At 38.5% G+C, this 18,360-nt stretch carries 14 protein-coding genes; 12 read left to right on the top strand and 2 right to left on the bottom strand.

Annotated elements, in window-relative coordinates:
* Positions 1 to 351: 351 nt before the first annotated feature.
* Positions 352 to 2,037, bottom strand: coding sequence for a methyl-accepting chemotaxis protein (locus CSV75_RS13820; protein WP_099676295.1), 1,686 nt, complete (start codon positions 2,035 to 2,037; stop codon positions 352 to 354).
* 555 nt (positions 2,038 to 2,592) lie between these two features.
* Here CSV75_RS13820 and CSV75_RS13815 point away from each other — a divergent pair.
* Positions 2,593 to 4,002, top strand: coding sequence for a SulP family inorganic anion transporter (locus CSV75_RS13815; protein ID WP_099676294.1), 1,410 nt, complete (start codon positions 2,593 to 2,595; stop codon positions 4,000 to 4,002).
* A 13-nt stretch (positions 4,003 to 4,015) separates the two neighbouring features.
* Positions 4,016 to 4,429 (top strand): universal stress protein, encoded by a 414-nt coding sequence (locus tag CSV75_RS13810; protein WP_099676293.1) that lies wholly within the window; start codon positions 4,016 to 4,018, stop codon positions 4,427 to 4,429.
* A 624-nt stretch (positions 4,430 to 5,053) separates the two neighbouring features.
* On the opposite strand, the gene CSV75_RS13805 is transcribed toward CSV75_RS13810, so the two are convergent.
* A complete protein-coding gene (locus CSV75_RS13805) occupies positions 5,054 to 5,830 on the bottom strand; it encodes a DUF2935 domain-containing protein (protein ID WP_099676292.1) in 777 nt (258 codons plus the stop codon).
* A gap of 144 nt (positions 5,831 to 5,974) precedes the next feature.
* Here CSV75_RS13805 and nadX point away from each other — a divergent pair, with 144 nt between their 5' ends.
* From nadX to CSV75_RS13745, 10 genes are all read left to right on the top strand, one after another.
* A complete protein-coding gene (gene nadX / locus CSV75_RS13800) occupies positions 5,975 to 6,757 on the top strand; it encodes an aspartate dehydrogenase (protein ID WP_099676291.1) in 783 nt (260 codons plus the stop codon).
* Positions 6,758 to 7,407: 650 nt separating this feature from the next.
* On the top strand, positions 7,408 to 7,686 hold the full coding sequence (locus tag CSV75_RS13790) for an RNA polymerase alpha subunit C-terminal domain-containing protein (protein WP_199171373.1): 279 nt from the start codon (positions 7,408 to 7,410) through the stop codon (positions 7,684 to 7,686).
* A gap of 969 nt (positions 7,687 to 8,655) precedes the next feature.
* On the top strand, positions 8,656 to 9,840 hold the full coding sequence (locus CSV75_RS13780) for an AAA family ATPase (RefSeq protein WP_099676287.1): 1,185 nt from the start codon (positions 8,656 to 8,658) through the stop codon (positions 9,838 to 9,840).
* Between the two features lie 15 nt (positions 9,841 to 9,855).
* The gene (locus CSV75_RS13775; protein WP_099676286.1) at positions 9,856 to 11,298 is read left to right on the top strand and encodes a VWA domain-containing protein; all 1,443 of its coding nucleotides are present in this window, start codon (positions 9,856 to 9,858) and stop codon (positions 11,296 to 11,298) included.
* Positions 11,299 to 11,410: 112 nt separating this feature from the next.
* Entirely contained in the window at positions 11,411 to 12,943 is a 1,533-nt protein-coding gene (locus tag CSV75_RS13770; RefSeq protein WP_099676346.1) for a DEAD/DEAH box helicase, read from the top strand.
* A 13-nt stretch (positions 12,944 to 12,956) separates the two neighbouring features.
* Positions 12,957 to 13,736 carry a YqhG family protein gene (locus CSV75_RS13765; protein WP_099676285.1) on the top strand — a complete coding sequence of 260 codons (780 nt, stop codon included), beginning with the start codon at positions 12,957 to 12,959 and terminating at the stop codon, positions 13,734 to 13,736.
* A gap of 106 nt (positions 13,737 to 13,842) precedes the next feature.
* On the top strand, positions 13,843 to 14,532 hold the full coding sequence (locus CSV75_RS13760) for a response regulator transcription factor (RefSeq protein WP_099676345.1): 690 nt from the start codon (positions 13,843 to 13,845) through the stop codon (positions 14,530 to 14,532).
* On the top strand, positions 14,529 to 15,533 hold the full coding sequence (locus CSV75_RS13755; RefSeq protein ID WP_099676284.1) for a sensor histidine kinase: 1,005 nt from the start codon (positions 14,529 to 14,531) through the stop codon (positions 15,531 to 15,533). The genes CSV75_RS13760 and CSV75_RS13755 overlap by 4 nt, the downstream gene beginning before the upstream one ends.
* A gap of 103 nt (positions 15,534 to 15,636) precedes the next feature.
* Positions 15,637 to 16,398, top strand: a complete 762-nt coding sequence (locus CSV75_RS13750) for an ABC transporter ATP-binding protein (RefSeq protein WP_099676283.1) — start codon at positions 15,637 to 15,639, stop codon at positions 16,396 to 16,398.
* Complete coding sequence (locus CSV75_RS13745) at positions 16,388 to 18,331, top strand: ABC transporter permease (protein WP_099676282.1); 1,944 nt, start codon at positions 16,388 to 16,390, stop codon at positions 18,329 to 18,331. The genes CSV75_RS13750 and CSV75_RS13745 overlap by 11 nt, the downstream gene beginning before the upstream one ends.
* Positions 18,332 to 18,360: the final 29 nt, after the last annotated feature.

Genomic DNA, 18,360 nt, shown 5'->3' with positions numbered 1-18,360 from the left:
GAACCTTAAGGAAACATAAAAATCCAGATAGGTTCGCGCATTTAATTTATGAAAAACTGCTGAATTAAATGTCGTTTAACTTTTTAGAGTAGTAAGTTATAATGGAATAGACAATATATAGATTTGGATTAAGTTTTTTGTTTATATATTGCGGTCGCTCCCTGTATAGAGGGTGTGGATTGAAATACCACAATGGTTCAATACTTGGATGTCTTTTATCGTCGCTCCCCGTATAGGGAGTGTGGATTGAAATTGTCGGGAGAGGTTGCAGAAGGGATATTTATTTCTCACCCTTTAAAAAATAAAACGAATCACGTAAAAGCGTCTGCATAGTAGCAGACGCTTTTTCAATCATAAAGTAAATTTTCGTACAAGCGCATTGAGTTCTTCAGCCAATCGGGCTAAATCGTCGGAGTTACTTGCTATTTCTTCTATTGCGCTACTTGCTTGTTGTGAAGATGCTGAAGTTTGCTCCACACCTGCAGCAGACTCTTCAGTAATCGCTGCAATCTCTTCGATGGACCCACTCATTTCCTGACTGCTTTCCGAAATATCTTGAAGGTCGTTCGAAATACTTTGGATCCGATTGACCATATCCGTTACGGCGTCACTTATATTATCAAATGTTTCATTAGTACGTTTTATTTGGTTTGTCCCTTCCTCCACTTGCTTATATCCTTCTTGTAATGAATTGGTAACCATAGTGGACTCAGTTTGAATCCGATTGACGATTTCAGTGATATTGGTAACGGACGCGGAAGATTGTTCTGCCAGGGTCCGTACTTCATCGGCCACCACAGCAAATCCTTTACCGTGTTCACCAGCTCGAGCTGCTTCGATCGCTGCATTTAACGCTAATAAATTAGTTTGTGCTGCAATTCCTTGTATAACCAAAACAAGTTGGGAAATTTGTTGTGTATGCTTGTCTAATCCTTCTACATTTGTCACTGCATTATGGACGATTTGATCGATAATCTGCATCTGTTCCAATGAAGAATTCATCACTTTGCTCCCAGTACTTGTCATGTTCAGCACTTCATTTGATGACTGGTGAATATGGACTCCATTTTCATTGGCGTCCATTACTTTAGAGACGAAGACTTCCATTGAAGTCGATAAACTACTCGCGTTAGTGGCTTGGGATTCAGTGCCGTAAGCTAAGTCTTCCATTGTAGTGGCGATCTGAGTAGTACCTATCTTTATTTCTCCAGCAGATTGAGTCAGTTCTTCACTTTGTGATGAAACCGTTTGAGCCACAGTATGTATCTCATCCAATAGTTTGTGCGTATTATTACTCATCTCATTCGTAGATGCGAACAGTTGTCCAATTTCATCTCGCAAATTTGTTTCTAAAGGCGGACTGCTTAAATTCCCGGTAGCGATACGTTTCATTCGTTCCATTACCACGTGAAGAGGCTTGGAAATAGAATTGGCGGTAATGGCGGCAACTACCATGCTCAAAAGAATAACTAAGGTTATTATACTTGTAACCAAAATCAATGTATTTTTGCCACTTGCAAGCAAATTCTTTTCAATATCAATAATGATGACTTCACGATCCTCAGCTGCTTTTTCGTATGAGTGCATTAAGCTGCGTGCCTCATCATTCGAGGCCAACAAATTACGTTCAGCCAACTCTTTGTTACCACGTTCATATTCCGCGAAAACATTTTCTGTGATGTACTCCCGCCATTCGACGGTTCTTTGAATCAAATCCTGTATTTCCTTCGAATTTCCCAGCTCACTAACAGTGGTTTGATGCTTTACACCATCTTCTGTATATGTATCAAATATCTCTTTGTAGCTTGATTCTCCTGTCATAATATATCCCCTGGAGGAGGCGATCCGATTCGCCATACCAAGTGCCAACTGCTCGTCTGCAATTAATAGAGGCAACTCTTTTTCTAGAATGTTTTTCGTTGCTTCATTATTTGCTTGGAGGGTAGAGAAAATAAATATACCTAGTAAAACTATTAATAAAAGCACAATAGAGAAGCCTGTTAGTAGTTTTGACTTAATACTATTGAATCTAATCATCAGAAATCCTAACTCCCGTCTGTTTTTATTTCATTATACATCCTGGTGAAGTTTAAATCTATGAAAATAGGTTAAAAGTCTATTACTTACACTAAATAACATATAGGTCTAGTTTCTTACAATATCAAGAGGTTAAAATCAATTATTTATCTTTAACGTAGAAGACGGTACATTAGATGAAATGAGCATTAAATTATTCTAATAACACGGTCTATAATTTGTTGGAATAGATAAGGATGGCTATTTTGGATCCATTGCGATAGACAAAAATAGTCAGATGTAAATAGTTAGTTACTATTTGAGGTTGATGAGGATTGATTATCTAAATAGTGATAAAATGTTGACTTACTGATACCAGTTTCTTCTTTGATATCGTATATAGTGTTAGGAGGTGTATTGTTTGATTAGTTGGCTGTTCACCTACAATCGGACGAATATATCTATACACTATGTATCCAGATTGTTTCCTAAAATGATTCAATTAAGGGGTTAGAAATGATATGCTGTTTGTCTTCTAACATAGTATGAACTTTTCCATAACGAGAGGGGAACAATATGCAAACTTTACAACAGCAATGGTTTGGTAATGTGCGTGCCGATATATTAGCAGGTATAGTCGTAGGACTAGCGCTCATTCCGGAAGCATTGGCTTTTGCGTTTATCGTCGGGGTTGATCCGCGTGTCGCGCTATATGCATCATTTACTATTGCCATTATTACTGCGTTTGTCGGAGGCAGACCTGGATTAATATCGGCTGCTACGGGTGCCATGGCATTAGTACTTGTCAGTTTAATGGCCGATCATGGTCTCGAATACGTACTGGCAGCCACTATTTTAACGGGTATTATTCAATTGATTTTAGGCTCACTAGGAGTCGCAAATTTAATGCGCTTCATACCGAACTCCGTGATGTTAGGATTCGTAAATGCGCTAGGAATTATGATTTTTATTACACAGCTACCATATTTGATTGGTTCGGGTATGATGACGTATGTATTTGCGATCGCTACATTGATTTTAGTATATGCAGTACCGCGTTTCTTTACATTGATACCGGCTCCGCTGATTGCGATTGTGGTTATGACAGCCATTGCGCTGTTCAGTGGAGTTAGATTACAATCGATCGGAGATTTGGGGGCGATGCCGAGTTCATTGCCAACATTCTTTTTCCCTAATATTCCATTGAACTTTGAGACCCTGAAAATTATTTTACCGTATTCATTGGCACTGTCGATTGTCGGGTTACTAGAGTCGTTGCTGACTTCGCAAGTGCTGGATGACATGACAGATACATCGAGCAATAAAAACCGTGAAGCACGCGGACAGGGTATTGCTAACTTCATCACTGGATTCTTTGGTGGAATGGCAGGCTGCGCGTTGATAGGGCAATCCGTCATAAACGTCAAATCGGGTGGTAGAGGTCGATTATCTACATTGACTGCTGGAGTATTTTTACTGTTTTTGATTATGGTATTAGGGGATTTGGTCTCCAAAATTCCGATGCCTGTTCTTGCAGGCGTCATGGTTATGGTAGCGGCTACGACTTTCAACTGGGGATCGTTTAAATTTCTTCGAACTGCACCACGATCAGAATCTATTGTTATGCTGATAACAGTGGTGATTATTTTATACACGCATAACTTGGCAATTGGTGTAGTGATTGGGGTTGTTCTAAGTGCATTATTCTTCGTTGCGAAGATATCGCGTGTCTCGGTAACGAATAAAGAGGGTATCTATAAAATACAAGGTCCATTATTTTTTGCTTCTACGACGAAGTTTATCCAGACATTTGATGAGATAAATGAAAAGCAAATTGTCATTGATTTTGAAAATAGTCAGCTGTGGGATGAATCTGCAGTGGGTGCCATTTTAAAAGTGGTATCAAAGCTTGAAAGTAAAGGGACAGCAGTCACGATTCGTGGACTAAATTCTTCAAGTGAACAATTATATGAAAAATTATTGTGAGGGAGTGAACCATATGAAAATAGCTGTAGCGATTGATGGGTCTGAAAATGCGATGCGTGCCGCAAAACATGCGATTATGCTAGCAGAATATTTGCCTAAAGTTACGTTAGAGATTATCTATGTGCAGGATTTTAGCAAGGCGAAGGACGAAAGACTGTTAGAGCAGAGCCCTGAGAGCTTAGCACTGAAACGCGAACAAAAGATGCATCCGATTTTAGCTATGGCGAAGGAAGCGGCAGTGGAAGCAAAAGTGATTATACTCAGGGGGAATCCTAGCGAGGAAATCATCAACTATGTAAACGAAAAGAACATTGGTAATCTAGTCATCGGCAGCCGTGGGTTAAATTCATTTCAAGAAATGGTTTTAGGTAGCGTCAGCCATAAGGTAATGAAGCATGTTGTGTGTCCTGTGACCGTTGTGAAATAAAGATATGCGTCTCTTAATAAATAAAAACCGTCTTCCTATGAATTGATTTATAGGAAGGCGGTTTTACCAAGCGTTGTTTTATCTTCTATAGCATTAAGTTGTAGCCCCTTGGATGCGTTGGTGTATCTGCGAGTATGTGTCAAATAGAAGAGAATAATTTCGAGATACTTCACAGGCAATGTTAATACAGCAATAGCCATGATGGATTGTTCTTCTTATGATCAATTGGTCATGTTCAATATGTATGGTTTCTGTCCAATGTTTTTGAATTTCAGATTATGAAAAGACCTGTATCGTAAATGATCTTTACAGCGGTTGACTGTTAGTTTGGTTAAGTAAGCTCGTAACTTTCCTTATTCTTGATAGTTCGACTTCTCATAAAAAGAGATAAAAACTTCCTATATGATATCCTTCGCCATGTCACGGTCATGTAAAAAAGTATGCCATCTTCACTAAATATTTTCCCTACCTATCCACTATGTGCTCCAGTTGTGCCGAATTCATTTCCATCACCGCCACACTACTACACTAACGAAACTTAAATTGAAATAGTTATAAACTGCCAAAACTTTATATAATAAATAAAAAACACGACGAGAAATTCTCGTCATGTTTTCATGAAAATTAGTTTACGACCTGATCTTCGAGATTCTTCCACAGATGGTGGGCTTCTCTCGCAATATGTTCCAGTAAATCAGGCGGAGCCGTCGTAACCGCAGCACAGGCTTTGATCAGTTCACTTAATTCCAGCTTAAAAGCTTCAAGTGCTTTTGCTTCTTTTATCACCATTTGATTGAATGTATTTAACACAGGTGATACTTCATTACGTGGTCTACGGATGATGGTCTTCAAAGCTTGCGCTTGTAGTAAAAGGTTTTCAAACTTCCTAGTCATCGCGCGCACTTGATCGTGTAATTCATAGTTAGAAGCATCCACGTAATGGCTGATGAATAGTAAGTGGTCAAGCATTTGACGAAGCCAGAAGTTGCTCTCATGTAGTGTGGCATCTGCTGGTGTGATGTAAGAATTCGTTTCAATTAATTTGAACACACGCTCTGCTTCCTCAGCTTCCCGAATCATGTGATCAAGAAGGGAAGTAGGGGTAGAAATAATTACATCGCAATGTAACGCACGATCCATCGTATGCAGGAGTAAATCAGCGAACTCTTTTGTAGAACTCTTTGCCTCGTCGATAATTAATCCGATGTCACCGGTTTTAGATTCAGTCTTTTTAAAAATTTTCCCCATGCGGTCGATCATTTGCTGATTGGCGCGTGCTAACTCTAACTCATGATGACTGATTTCTCGATCGAAAAACTCACCATGTTCAAAGTTATTGCGCACCCAAAAATCAATAATACCGTACGTATCCCGTTCATAATTATCTGTATAACCAGCCACTCATACATACCCCCTAATTTATCTATCTGTTATCCATACCATCCTATTCGTACCTTGTGTTTTTTATGTATAGATAGGGTATTGAAGGAGAAAGTCATCTATTTCTGAAAGAAGTGTATATACTGAAGGAAGAGGTGTTGTAAAATGAAAATCGGCATAATCGGGACTGGCAATATTGCGCAGTATCTTTTAGAAAGTATTAACGGGAACAGCAAAGTGGACGGTGAAATTATTTCCATATTCGGTCGAAACCAAGAGGTGGGACCGGTACTAGAATCACAGTACAGTGCAACGTTCTATACAGACTTTCAGGAGTTCATTCAATCTCCTATGGACGTTGTCGTGGAAGCTGCAACGATTGAAGTAGCGATGAAGCATATGGAAGAAGTGCTGGTGAATAAGAAAGACATGATACTAAGTAGTATCGGAGCATTTAAAGATGTTGCATATTTGAATGAAATGAAAGAAGTGGCGCGGAAGAATCAGCAACATATTTATCTGCCTTCAGGAGCGATTGGTGGATTGGATCTCCTACAATCAGCAAATTCTCTAGGTGGATTAAAGGAAGTACGCATTACGACTAGAAAGTCCTATCCATCACTAGGACTTGATGTGAAGTCTGTAGAAGAATGCATTTTTGATGGCGTGGCATTGGAGGCAATTGAAAGATTCCCTAAAAACGTCAATGTTGCATTACTCCTATCCATTGCAGGAGTTGGTGCGCATAAAACGGCAGTACGCGTGATAGCAGATCCGAATATTCAACGAAACACACATCTTATTGAAGCAAAGGGTGATTTCGGTAAAATGAATTTACTGATCGAAAATGAGCCAATGCCAAACAACCCTAAAACAAGCTATCTTGCGGCATTAAGTATAGTATCTACTTTAAAAAATAGAGGAAATGCGATTACCATAGGAAGCTAATTAGAGAGAAGATTTTTCATATATATGGAGACAAAAAGAAGAAATTCTATGTAAAGTCAGCAGATGACAACCTGTCGCTAGGTAGAATATGTTTTAGGTAATCGAAATAAGGAAGTAGAATAGGTATATGAGATGAAGACTGGAAAAGTTTTTCAGTATGATATTGGTTCACTTTCTTCCACATTCAGGCGCAATTGTTTAATAACTATCTCTATTTTTTGAACAAACAAGTGCTTTATTTGAAGATTATTGAGCTATTTAGACGGCCTTTTTTGTTCAATTAAAGTGGCAGTTTAGTTGAATAAGGATAATTAAAATTAAGAAAGAAGGAAAACGTTTTGATGTGGGGATGGGGAGAATTTCTTGCAGGATCTATAGCAATATTTATACTGATATTTGGAATTTTTTACTCGGAGGAATACCATGAAAAGAACAGGAAAAAATCGAGTTCAGGTGATGGAACTATAATAGGTGAGCTACTCGCCGCTACCTTAACAAATAGTCCCTACTACGTTTTGAAAGCATTCTTTATTTTGGTAGCAATCTTTATATTGGTTTGTATTGTCATATCGAAAATGTAAAAAGCAGTTAGTGGAAGTATAGTATATTGAATTTGGAAATTAGCGGGAGTGGTACTATTGAAAGCAAAAATGAATTTAAAGGTTTGTGAAAAAGGACATACTTATTACAAAAGTAGTGACTGCACAAGTTGCCCTACTTGTAATAAAGAGAATAAACCAAAAAGTGGATTTCTATCGAAGTTAAGCTCACCTGCCAGAAATGCATTAGTTCATAATGGTATTGATACTCTGCAAAAACTATCAAAATACACTGAAAAAGAAATTCTAAAAATCCATGGCATTGGACCCGCTTCCTTACCAATTATGAGAACTTTTTTAGAAAAAGAGAGTTTATCATTTAAAGAATAATACTGTATTTTCTTATAAATTATACTTAGGTGGATAGATGATGCTGGATGTCAACGTTGAGTTGATCCATCATCCAGCAAGAGGACTCTACCTATGAATTCTAAATGGAAAGAGAAACTTGATTAAGTCATTGAAACCACATTAGTCATGGATTGCTAAGAGCATCTATGACTAATGAGTTGTCGACGGACGAGGACATATTTTCCATAATGCCTTTGCTGTACATCAATGCAAAGAAGGCTTTGAAGCAATTTATCAAAGAATTCAATGAGATAAATCTTACTAAAAATTAATACCCCTTAAACTAGACTTTTACAAAGAGTCTAGTTTAAGGGGTATTTTTTATACAGCGTGAAGAGCGTTGTTATTATTTTAGATGGTTAATGTGTTTATCGCTCCTAAAGAACATACCTGCCATCAGTAATACTATACATCCTACTAAAATTACGCTGGCAATAAATGTTCCAAGTGTATCTTCGTCCCATCTAGTAAAGATTATATAAACTTGAAAGATACTCAAGAGAATGATTCCAACTTTTAACGGTAATGTTTTTGTTTTCATGTCGCTCACCTATTTTAGCTATTATAAGCAGTTATTATACACATTTCTAAGATTAAAGAACACTAAGAATAAGAGTTTTGCATCGCCTGATTGTGAAATACCAGTAATATCCCGCAGTACGTAAGTAGTTATCTAATTCTTGTAACGTATCATGAAAACATACTCAGAAAAGTACTAATGGACGAATTGATAGTGGATAAAAGAAGTAAGAAAAGTAGACAGGGTACTGTAAAATTAGTAAGTCCAAAACTCTTATCATAAATTAAAGGCTAGACATGAGAATACGATTGATTAGGCAATAATCCATGAAGGAATTATGGATTGAGCGGTTAAAACCTTTCTATTACAGTCACACTGTTACATAAAGAAAACAATGATTCGTTATTATGAACTGAGGGGATGTCTATATGGATACTACTATAAAGAAGTTACATGAAATAAAAAAGGCATTGAATGCAAAGTTCTTTGAACGTGAAAACGAGGTAGAAGGGATCTTAATAGCTCTCCTATCCAAACAACATATGTTAATGATTGGGCCAGCTGGTACAGCGAAATCTGCACTATCAGTAGAACTAGCAAAAATCGTGAACGGCACGTCCTATTTTCAATGGTTACTGACAAGATTCAGTACCCCGGAGGAAGTATTTGGACCACTGTCGTTAAAAGATTTAGAAGAAGGCGTATATAAGCGCAATACGGCAACAAAAATGCCAGAAGCACATTTGGTATTTTTAGATGAAATCTTTAAAGCAAATTCTGCCATATTAAACAGTTTATTGACCTTAATCAACGAAAGACTATTTTATAATGATGGACAACCTATTAAAGCACCCTTAATGTCAATCATTGGCGCTTCCAACGAATATCCCGAGGAAGGCGAAGGTCTAGAAGCTTTATTTGACCGCTTCCTATTACGATTTGAAATTAATTTCATTGCAGATGAATCGAACTTTGTATCCATGATGAAAGATGAAGGCGAACATGTCGAAATGCCGACTATGCATTTGGATGAGTTAGTGCAACTTCAAAGTATGACCAATAAAGTGCATATTTCAGATGAAGTATTTGATACATTGTCTACAATTCGAAGAGAACTCCAGGACGAAGGAATACAGCCGTCAGATCGTCGATTCAAACAATCTTTAAGTATCTTGAAAGCGAGAGCTTTGATCAATCAAAGAGAATCTGTACAGCCGGATGATATGGTGATTCTTGGGAATGCACTCTGGGAGACTTTGGATCAAAAAGAGACGGTTTGCCGTATTGTCCGTAGACATTCACAGGATAGTTTAGCACAAAGACTTTCAGCAATTGAAAATGAAGCGAATGAGATCTATGATTGCGCATTGCGTGATGAGTCAACAGAAGCAGGTATGGAAGCGGTCCAGAAAATTTCTGCCTTATCAATAGAACTCAATAATTTAAAAGAGCAAAATGGGAGCTGTACTACTGAAGTGGATCATTTACAAAAACAAATTATTTCCTTGAAAAATGAAGTAGAAAGTAGCCGAATGGATACTGCTTACTACGGTGGAATGAACGAAAAGAAAGATGGAAATAGTGAGCGGCGTGGTATCTTCTTCAGAATGTAAAAGGAGTGATATTTTATGAAAAGAAGTAAAATAATTAGAGATCATCGCTCCGTACTGAATACAGATGCATTTGATAAAAGACGCTTTAAAGAACTGTTCGGGATGTCAGACGGTTTGCAAAAGGTCAGGGAAGAAGGACAATTACCTACTACGGAAGCGTTGCTTGGCGATGTCTGGGCATCGTTATATAAAATGAAACCACGAATTTTACCTGAGCAAATGGATCCAGCACTGAAAACGAATAAAACCATTATAGTAAAGCTAATGAAAGATGAAAAGTTTGAGGAATATAGAAATTTTACTCGACTGGATGATCTCGCTGCAACTGTTTGTACCGTAAAGTTGGTTGAGAAAATTAATCAATGGCTAGCGGAAGCACTGGCTATGGATGAAGACTTACTGAAGAAATTGGAAACTGTAAAAGCGCTACAAAATGACGTGCCAATTGTACATTTGGATCGACAACAGGACGAGATAGAAGATGGACCTATCCAAGAACTGGCCGATGCTACTGATAAGTTAAACGATCAGCTTGAATTAACACTTGAAACGAATGGCGAACGATTTATGCAAGCGATCGATGAAGCGGTTGAAGAATCGATCAAAGTAAAAGATAGTCTGATTTCTTTGATGGGCGGGAGTAGTGTCGGTAAAGGGGACGCAGAGTTAAAAAAAGTACCATTGCGTGAACAACTGGCAGTAGCAGATCAAATAGCAATGGATCCCAAAATACAGGAAATTGCAGAGTGGGCTGGTCGTTTTCAAGAAGTGGCGCGGAAAAAGCAGAAGACGAACTATGTGGAGGCGATAGAGAGACGTGGCGTAACTATTGGAAATGAAATAGAACGTCTCCACCCGATGGAATTAGGACTATATTCAAATGACTCGACGAAAAAAGATTTTCTGCGGCGCTTTGCGGAAGGAAACACCATGCAGTTTGAACAGAAGAAGCGAGAGAATCTTGGCAAAGGCCCAATTATTTTTTGTCTTGACCAATCGGGAAGTATGAAGTTGCTTGATAATCAGTCAAAAGGGTTCATCTTGGCGTTTTTATCCATCGCCAAGAAACAACGCCGGGATTTATGTGTTCTTTTATTTTCTAAGACTATTCAAAAAGAAGTATTCACTAAAGGTAAGATCACTTCAAATGAACTTGCACGACTGGCCAGAACATTTTTGGGTGGTGGAACAGATTTTACACTATCACTGCAAGGCGTACTTGAAGTAATGGAAGACAGTACATTCAAACATGCAGATGTCATTTTTGTTAGCGATGGAGAAGACGAGATTAGCGAAAGTTTTCTAACGGAATTCAATGATAAGAAAAAACAAAAGGAATTCAATGTACTTACCCTAGCAATAGGAAATGATACAGCTGTCGCCGAATTATTCTCAGATCGTATCCTTCATATAACCGATTTTGATGACGAAGGAAGCTTTATCGCTTTTGAAATCTAGTCGATGCAAATCCTAAAATCCTTCAGTGAGCAGAGGGTCTTTTTTGTTTATCATAATATTCATTTTTCGGGGTATTCTAATCAAAACATACAAGCTAGTTGAGGTGATTGGAATGCTAATTGAAAGATCGTCTTCTTGGAAAGAAGGATTTATTCAACGACTTGAAAACCATGAACCATGGAATAATGCGGTGCTGTATAACATGAGTTATGACATCACGAAAAACAACTTAATTACTGATTTTACTGGATTGCAGTCACTTGCTTATTTACCTAATGTAAAACCGTTACCTCATCAAATAAAAGCGGCTGAACGAGTGATTGAACAGATGAACGGTAAAGCGATTTTGGCGGATGAAGTTGGGCTTGGTAAAACCATTGAAGCAGGTCTGATTATCAAGGAATATTTGCTGCGAGGTCTCGTGAAAAAAGTGCTGATACTAGTACCAGCTTCTCTAGTTAATCAATGGGTGGAAGAGCTATATACGAAATTCCATATCCCTGCGCTGTTGTACAAAAAGAATTATGAGCTAGATTATGTAGATGTAGTCGTCATGAGTATGGACACAGCCAAACGCAGTCCACATAAGGAGAAAATTTTTGCGCAAGATTATGATTTGATTATTGTAGATGAAGCGCATAAATTAAAAAATCATCAGACGATCAGTTATGAATTTGTACAAAGTTTGAAGAAGAAGTTTTGTTTACTGCTTACAGCAACACCGATCCAAAATGATACGTTTGAATTGTTTTATCTAGTGACGTTACTTAAACAAGGCCATTTAGGAAACTATGAGGAGTTTTCTTCCGTGTTTTCTGCTAAAAATCGTGATGAAGAGCGAGATAGTTATTTAAAAGAGCTAGTCAGCCAAGTCATGGTACGTAATAGGCGGCAGGATACGGGTGTGGAATGGTCTACACGAAAAATTCATACAGTTCCTATCACATTCACGGACAATGAAAGACAGGCCTACACCGCTATATCCAATCTGAAACAAATATCTCCGCTATTCTCCGATGCATTTTCCACAATGACTTTACAAAGGGAAATGTGTAGCAGCCCCGATGCCACGGTTGGTACATTAAGGATGAAACTGCAGGAATGTAAACAAGCGGAAGAAATCTCCTATGTGGAAGATGTCATCGATCAATTGGAAAAATTGACGATTCATTCTAAAGCTAAAAAGGCGGCCGAATTGATTGCACAAGCGAACGAAAAAGTGATTATTTTCACTGAATATCGTATGACGCAATTATATTTGAGTGACTATCTGTATGCGAATGGGATTTCGAATGTTATTTTCAACGGTAAGTTAAGCAAAAGCAGCCGGGAGTGGATTAAGCATTTATTTAAGCAGCAAGCGCAAGTGTTAATCGCGACAGAGTCTGGAGCAGAGGGGATTAACCTGCAATTTTGCCATCACGTCATCAATTATGATCTTCCTTGGAATCCAATGAAATTGGAACAGCGGATTGGTCGGGTACATCGACTAGGACAAGAACACGATGTACAGATTTATAATTTGGCTGTAAAAGAAACGATTGATGACCATGTGGTGAAAGTGCTGCAAGGAAAGATTGAGACGTTCGAACAAGTAGTAGGCGAACTAGATGATATTTTGGAAATGAAAGAACAGTCTGTGTGAAGGAGGAGAATGTATGCATTCGACAGAAATCCATACGTATCTTCACAGATTCTTCACGGAAAATGACTGTGAAATACTTCATGGAAATGAACATTATCTAACTGTGCAACTAACCATCGATATGGATAAACGAATTATGAACCGCCCTTTTTATTGGAGGTATATTGAAAGCGTCAATGAAATACCGAATCCGGCACAGCTCACGCTAATTACAAATATGCAGCAGTTGCAAAACGGGATGAAAGGAGAAGTAATTCATCTAGGATCTCCGCGGCTACATCAATTATTTCGATTGACCAAAGAGATGGGGCAGTATGTGAAAATGTACGAGCGCATAGTAGACACTAACGAACAGCGGATTTTAACTCCGTGGGTGGGTGTAAATTATAAAGTGTCATTCACCAGCCATCAAACGAAGGAAATACTGTATTCAGTAGGCATCAATTTGATGACGGGTACTGTCGTAAAAGAGTTCCAGGAGACTATTGGTATGCGGGATTTGTCCGAGCAATCGTCTGAACAAGTATTTCACTTACCTTATATCATCACGCCTATTCGCGCACTTGATCGATTGGATGCTGTGATCTCTCAAGTAATTGAAGGTGAAGATCTAACGTGGGTGGAGGAAGCGGAAAAGAGATGGAAGAAAGACCAAGCGGTATTAGATTATTTCTATGAGGGGCAGGAACCGAAACCTGAGTGTTATGAGATGGAGAAGCAAGCAATGGAAGAGCGTTTTAAACCGCGCATTACGGTGGATGTGGTGAATGGTGGGTTATTTTATTTAATATAGAAATCAAATCAGCGCGCAAGTGAATCTACTTTCACTTGCGCGCTGTTTTGATTCTGACTGTTTATAGGATAAACTAATAGCAATGAAGAAAAGTGTGGTGAGTTCATTGTTTACAATTATGCTGATCGAAGATGATCAAACATTATCTGAGGAAATAAAAGAACGTTTAACGCAGTGGTCTTACTCTGTGGCGGGAATCGAGGATTTTGGAAATGTACTGCAAGAATTCACAGAAATCAAACCGGACCTTGTCATCATCGATATCCAATTACCAAAGTTCGATGGATTTCATTGGTGTCGGATGATAAGAACGCATTCCAATGTCCCAATTATTTTCTTGTCTTCACGGGATCATCCCACTGATATGGTGATGTCGATGCAACTTGGAGCCGATGATTTCGTTCAAAAGCCCTTTCACTTTGATGTATTGATTGCAAAGATTCAAGCGATCTTACGCCGTGTGTATAACTATAGTGCCGATCAGACATTGGAAGTGAAAACATGGTGTGATGCCGCTGTGGATTTCTTGAAAGGTACGCTCACCAATGAAAAAGGAACTATTGAATTGACGAAAAATGAAATATATATCTTGAAAGTATTGATAGAAAGAAAGAATGAAATCGTATCCAGGGAAGAAATCATCACGAGCCTTTGGGATGATGAACGATTTGTCAGCGATAATACGCTGACTGTCAACGTTAACCGTTTACGGAAACGGATCGCGGAAATCGGCTTAGTAGATGTTATCGAAACAAAAGTGGGGCAAGGGTATATGGCAAAGGAAGGGCAACTATGATCGGATTCTTTCTTAAAGAACGGGCGAGTTGGATACTGTTCTTCGTTTTCTTGCAATTGCTCGTTCTGACGATGGGCTATTTGGACACGAGCATTCCATTTTTGTCTACTGTCTATATAACATTCATTTCCTGTTTATCTTTCGTTATATTTATAACCATACGTTATGGAAAAGAAACGAGGTTTTATAAACACTTACAATCCTTAGAACCATCATTCGATCTAACTGCAATCCCTGAAGCTAACAGTCCTTTCGAAGCCATTACTTCTGAAAGAATTTCCGAACAAGTTCAAGTGTTTAAAAATCAGTTAGATGAATTACAAATTAGTTTAGAGCAAGAGAAAGATGACATGTTGAATTGGATACATGAAGTGAAAACACCGCTAACAACTCTGCAATTAATGATTGAACGCACGAAAGATCCTGTGCTCCGATCACAGTTAATGTACGAGTGGCTTCGAATCCATTTGTTACTCGACCAACAACTACATCAAAAGCGCATCCCATTCATCCAGAATGATTTATATATCGAAAAGACGAATGTGCAGAAGTTACTATTTCAAGAGATAAAATCGTTAAGACAATGGTGTATGCAAAAGCGCATTGGTTTTGATATATCTTTGGAAACAGAAGAAGTATTGACTGATGCAAAATGGCTCGGCTTCATTATCAGACAATTGCTGACGAATGCGGTGAAATACAGCGAGAATTCGGACATACATATCCGGGGTACTAGTAAGGAAGGAATTACCACGCTATCGATTAAAGATTTTGGGCAAGGAATTGCTCCAAGGGACTTGTCTCGCATATTCGATAAAGGCTTTACTGGAACAGCTAACCATCAACATCATGCTGCCACAGGAATGGGGCTGTACTTAGCAGACGAAGTAGCAAAATCCCTCTTGATTACATTTAAAGTAGAGTCAACAGTAGGTGAAGGTACGAGGTTTTCTTTGATCTTTGCGAAAGAAAACGAATTGATTCGTATAGCGCGTATGTAGGAGCATGTGACATAATCGTCACATGCTTTTTCGAATTGTCATATTAAAGGCAGGAGAAAAATCTGTACATTGATTAAGATAGAATGAACAAGGAGTGATAGACATGGTGATTTTACAAGCAACAAAAATTTATAAAACATACGGTAATAAATTCAATAAACAAGAAGTATTGAGTGCACTGGATCTAAAAGTGCAAAAAGGTGAATTCGTCAGCATCATGGGGGCATCGGGCTCGGGGAAAACGACTCTACTGAACGTGCTTTCATCCATTGACCGCGTCAGCCAGGGGACGATCAGCATAGAAGGGCAGAACCTCAACGACATGAAAGAAAAGCAAATGGCAGAATTCCGAAAACGTCATTTGGGCTTCATCTTTCAGGACTATAACCTACTCGATACGTTAACGGTAAAAGAAAACATACTACTTCCATTATCTGTGCAAAAAGTGTCTAGAAAATTAGCCAATGAAAAATTCCTTGCAGTGGCGGAGGAATTGGGTATTTCAGAAATTGCTACTAAATATCCAAATGAAATCTCGGGTGGACAAAAGCAAAGAACGTCTGCCGCACGAGCATTCATCCATGATCCGAGTATCATTTTTGCGGATGAACCAACAGGCGCTCTTGACTCAAAGGCAGCATCCGATTTGTTAAACAAATTAAGTGATCTCAATACGAAACGAAATGCCTCTATCATTATGGTCACTCATGACCCTCTTGCCGCAAGTTTTAGTGAGCGTGTCGTGTTCATCAAAGATGGACAAATTTATACGCAACTGAATAAAGGAGACCAAACGCGGACCGAATTTTTCAATGATATTATCAAAACGCAAGGTGTACTGGGCGGTGTGCAACATGACGCTTAATCAGCTAATCTTCCGGAATATCAAGAAAAACCTCAAGCATTATTATGTGTATATCTTTGCACTGATTTTTAGCGTAGGCTTATACTTTTCATTCGTAACCTTGCAATTCGATCCAGCATTGGACGATGCAACAGAAGGGAGGAAAGGTGCGGCAGCCATTAAATCAGGTTCAGTTATTCTGATTGTTATCGTGTCTGTATTCCTGCTATATGCTAACAATCTATTCATTAAACGACGCAGTAAGGAAATTGGATTATTCCAATTGATCGGGATGACAAAAGGAACTGTTTTTCGTATTTTAAGTGTGGAGAATTTCGTTTTATATATCGGTTCACTCATTGTAGGGATATTCTTAGGGTTTTCGATGTCACGATTACTCATGCTGATTCTATTTAAGGTTACCGGTGTAACGGATGTCGCGACTTTGCGTTTCTCTTCGGAGGCATTACTTCAGACGCTGATCGTATTTGCAGCAATCTTTGTATTGATTTTGATCATGAATGCACTATTCATTAAACGTCATAGTATATTGTCTTTGTTTCGTGTGACGACCGTGACGCAACAGCGGGTGAGAAAGATGACAGTGTTTCAGGCGGTCATTGGTGTGTTCGGTATTCTCCTCATTGTATTCGGCTATTATTTATCATCCCGATTATTTAGTAGTGTATTTCTTGGAAATCAGCTATTTCTAGTGATGATCGTCATACTAGCTTCTGTGATCGTAGGCACCTATTTATTTTATAAAGGATCTGTCAGCTTTATCTTTAACTTGATTCGTAAACGCAAAGGAGGATATCTGAACGTTAACGACGTGCTATCACTCTCTTCGATTATGTTTCGAATGAGATCCAATTCTCTTTTATTAATGATTATTACATCTTTATCTGCACTATCCATAGCATTACTTTCATTAAGTTATATATCGTATTACTCAGTAGAAAAGTCAGTAGAGCGTACGATTCCCGCCGACTTTACCATTCCGGATACTACACGCGCAGTGGAATTCACACAGTCACTTGAAACTGAAGGTATTGCCTATACGGAATCAGCTATTGATCTATTGACTATGCCTGTTGATTTATCGAGAGTTCTATCTATTCCAGGCGGAGAAAGTCAAGAGATGAGTTACACCGATATGCAGATGATTGTCATAAGTGATGAAGTATTGTCGGAGATAGACGTAGAAGAAAAGCAATTGCTCTTCGTTAACTCCGATAGTTTGACGGAAAACTTTATGAAATTCCAAGCGGATCAGCAAATCGTATTTCAAGGCAAAGAGCATATGTATGATCTGACACTGAAAGGGACGGAAAGAGTAGCTGTTCTTCCAACGCGTGTAGCTTATGGTTTTGTTGTCGCGGTAGTGGATGATCGGGTGTTCCAGAAAATGAATGTAGATAAAGACCCTTCCATAACGCCTGAATTCACTGAGTATCATGGAGTGGATATTACTAATGAAAATGATCTCGAAAAAGCGAATGAACTATTTAATGTGTTGGGAATAAACGAATGGGCAGGGCATGAATCAAAGCTTGAGGAAAGAACGAAACAGATGCAAAGTGCTGGCATGATCATGTTCATCGTGGGATTCCTTGGCCTTGCTTTCCTTGTTACGTCTGGCTGCGTCTTATACTTTAAACAGATGGACGAAAGTGAAGATGAAAAGTCGAACTACACTATTCTTCGTAAACTAGGCTATACACAAACGGATTTACTGAAAGGGATTCAACGAAAGCAGTTATTTAATTTCGGTATTCCATTAGTCGTCGGTCTCTTACATAGCTATTTTGCTGTAAAATCCGGCTGGTTTTTATTCGGTACTGAAATGCTGACACCAACGATTATCATAATGTTAATCTACACAGCACTATATTCAATATTTGGTTTGCTTTCCGTGTGGAATTATAAGCGTGTGATTAAAGATTCTCTATAACAGATTAATCCCCCTGACAAGGCAAGGAC

Source organism: Sporosarcina sp. P18a (genome assembly GCF_002743135.1).
In the GTDB taxonomy this organism is placed as follows: domain Bacteria; phylum Bacillota; class Bacilli; order Bacillales_A; family Planococcaceae; genus Sporosarcina.
This window is presented reverse-complemented; position numbering and strand designations above follow the sequence as displayed.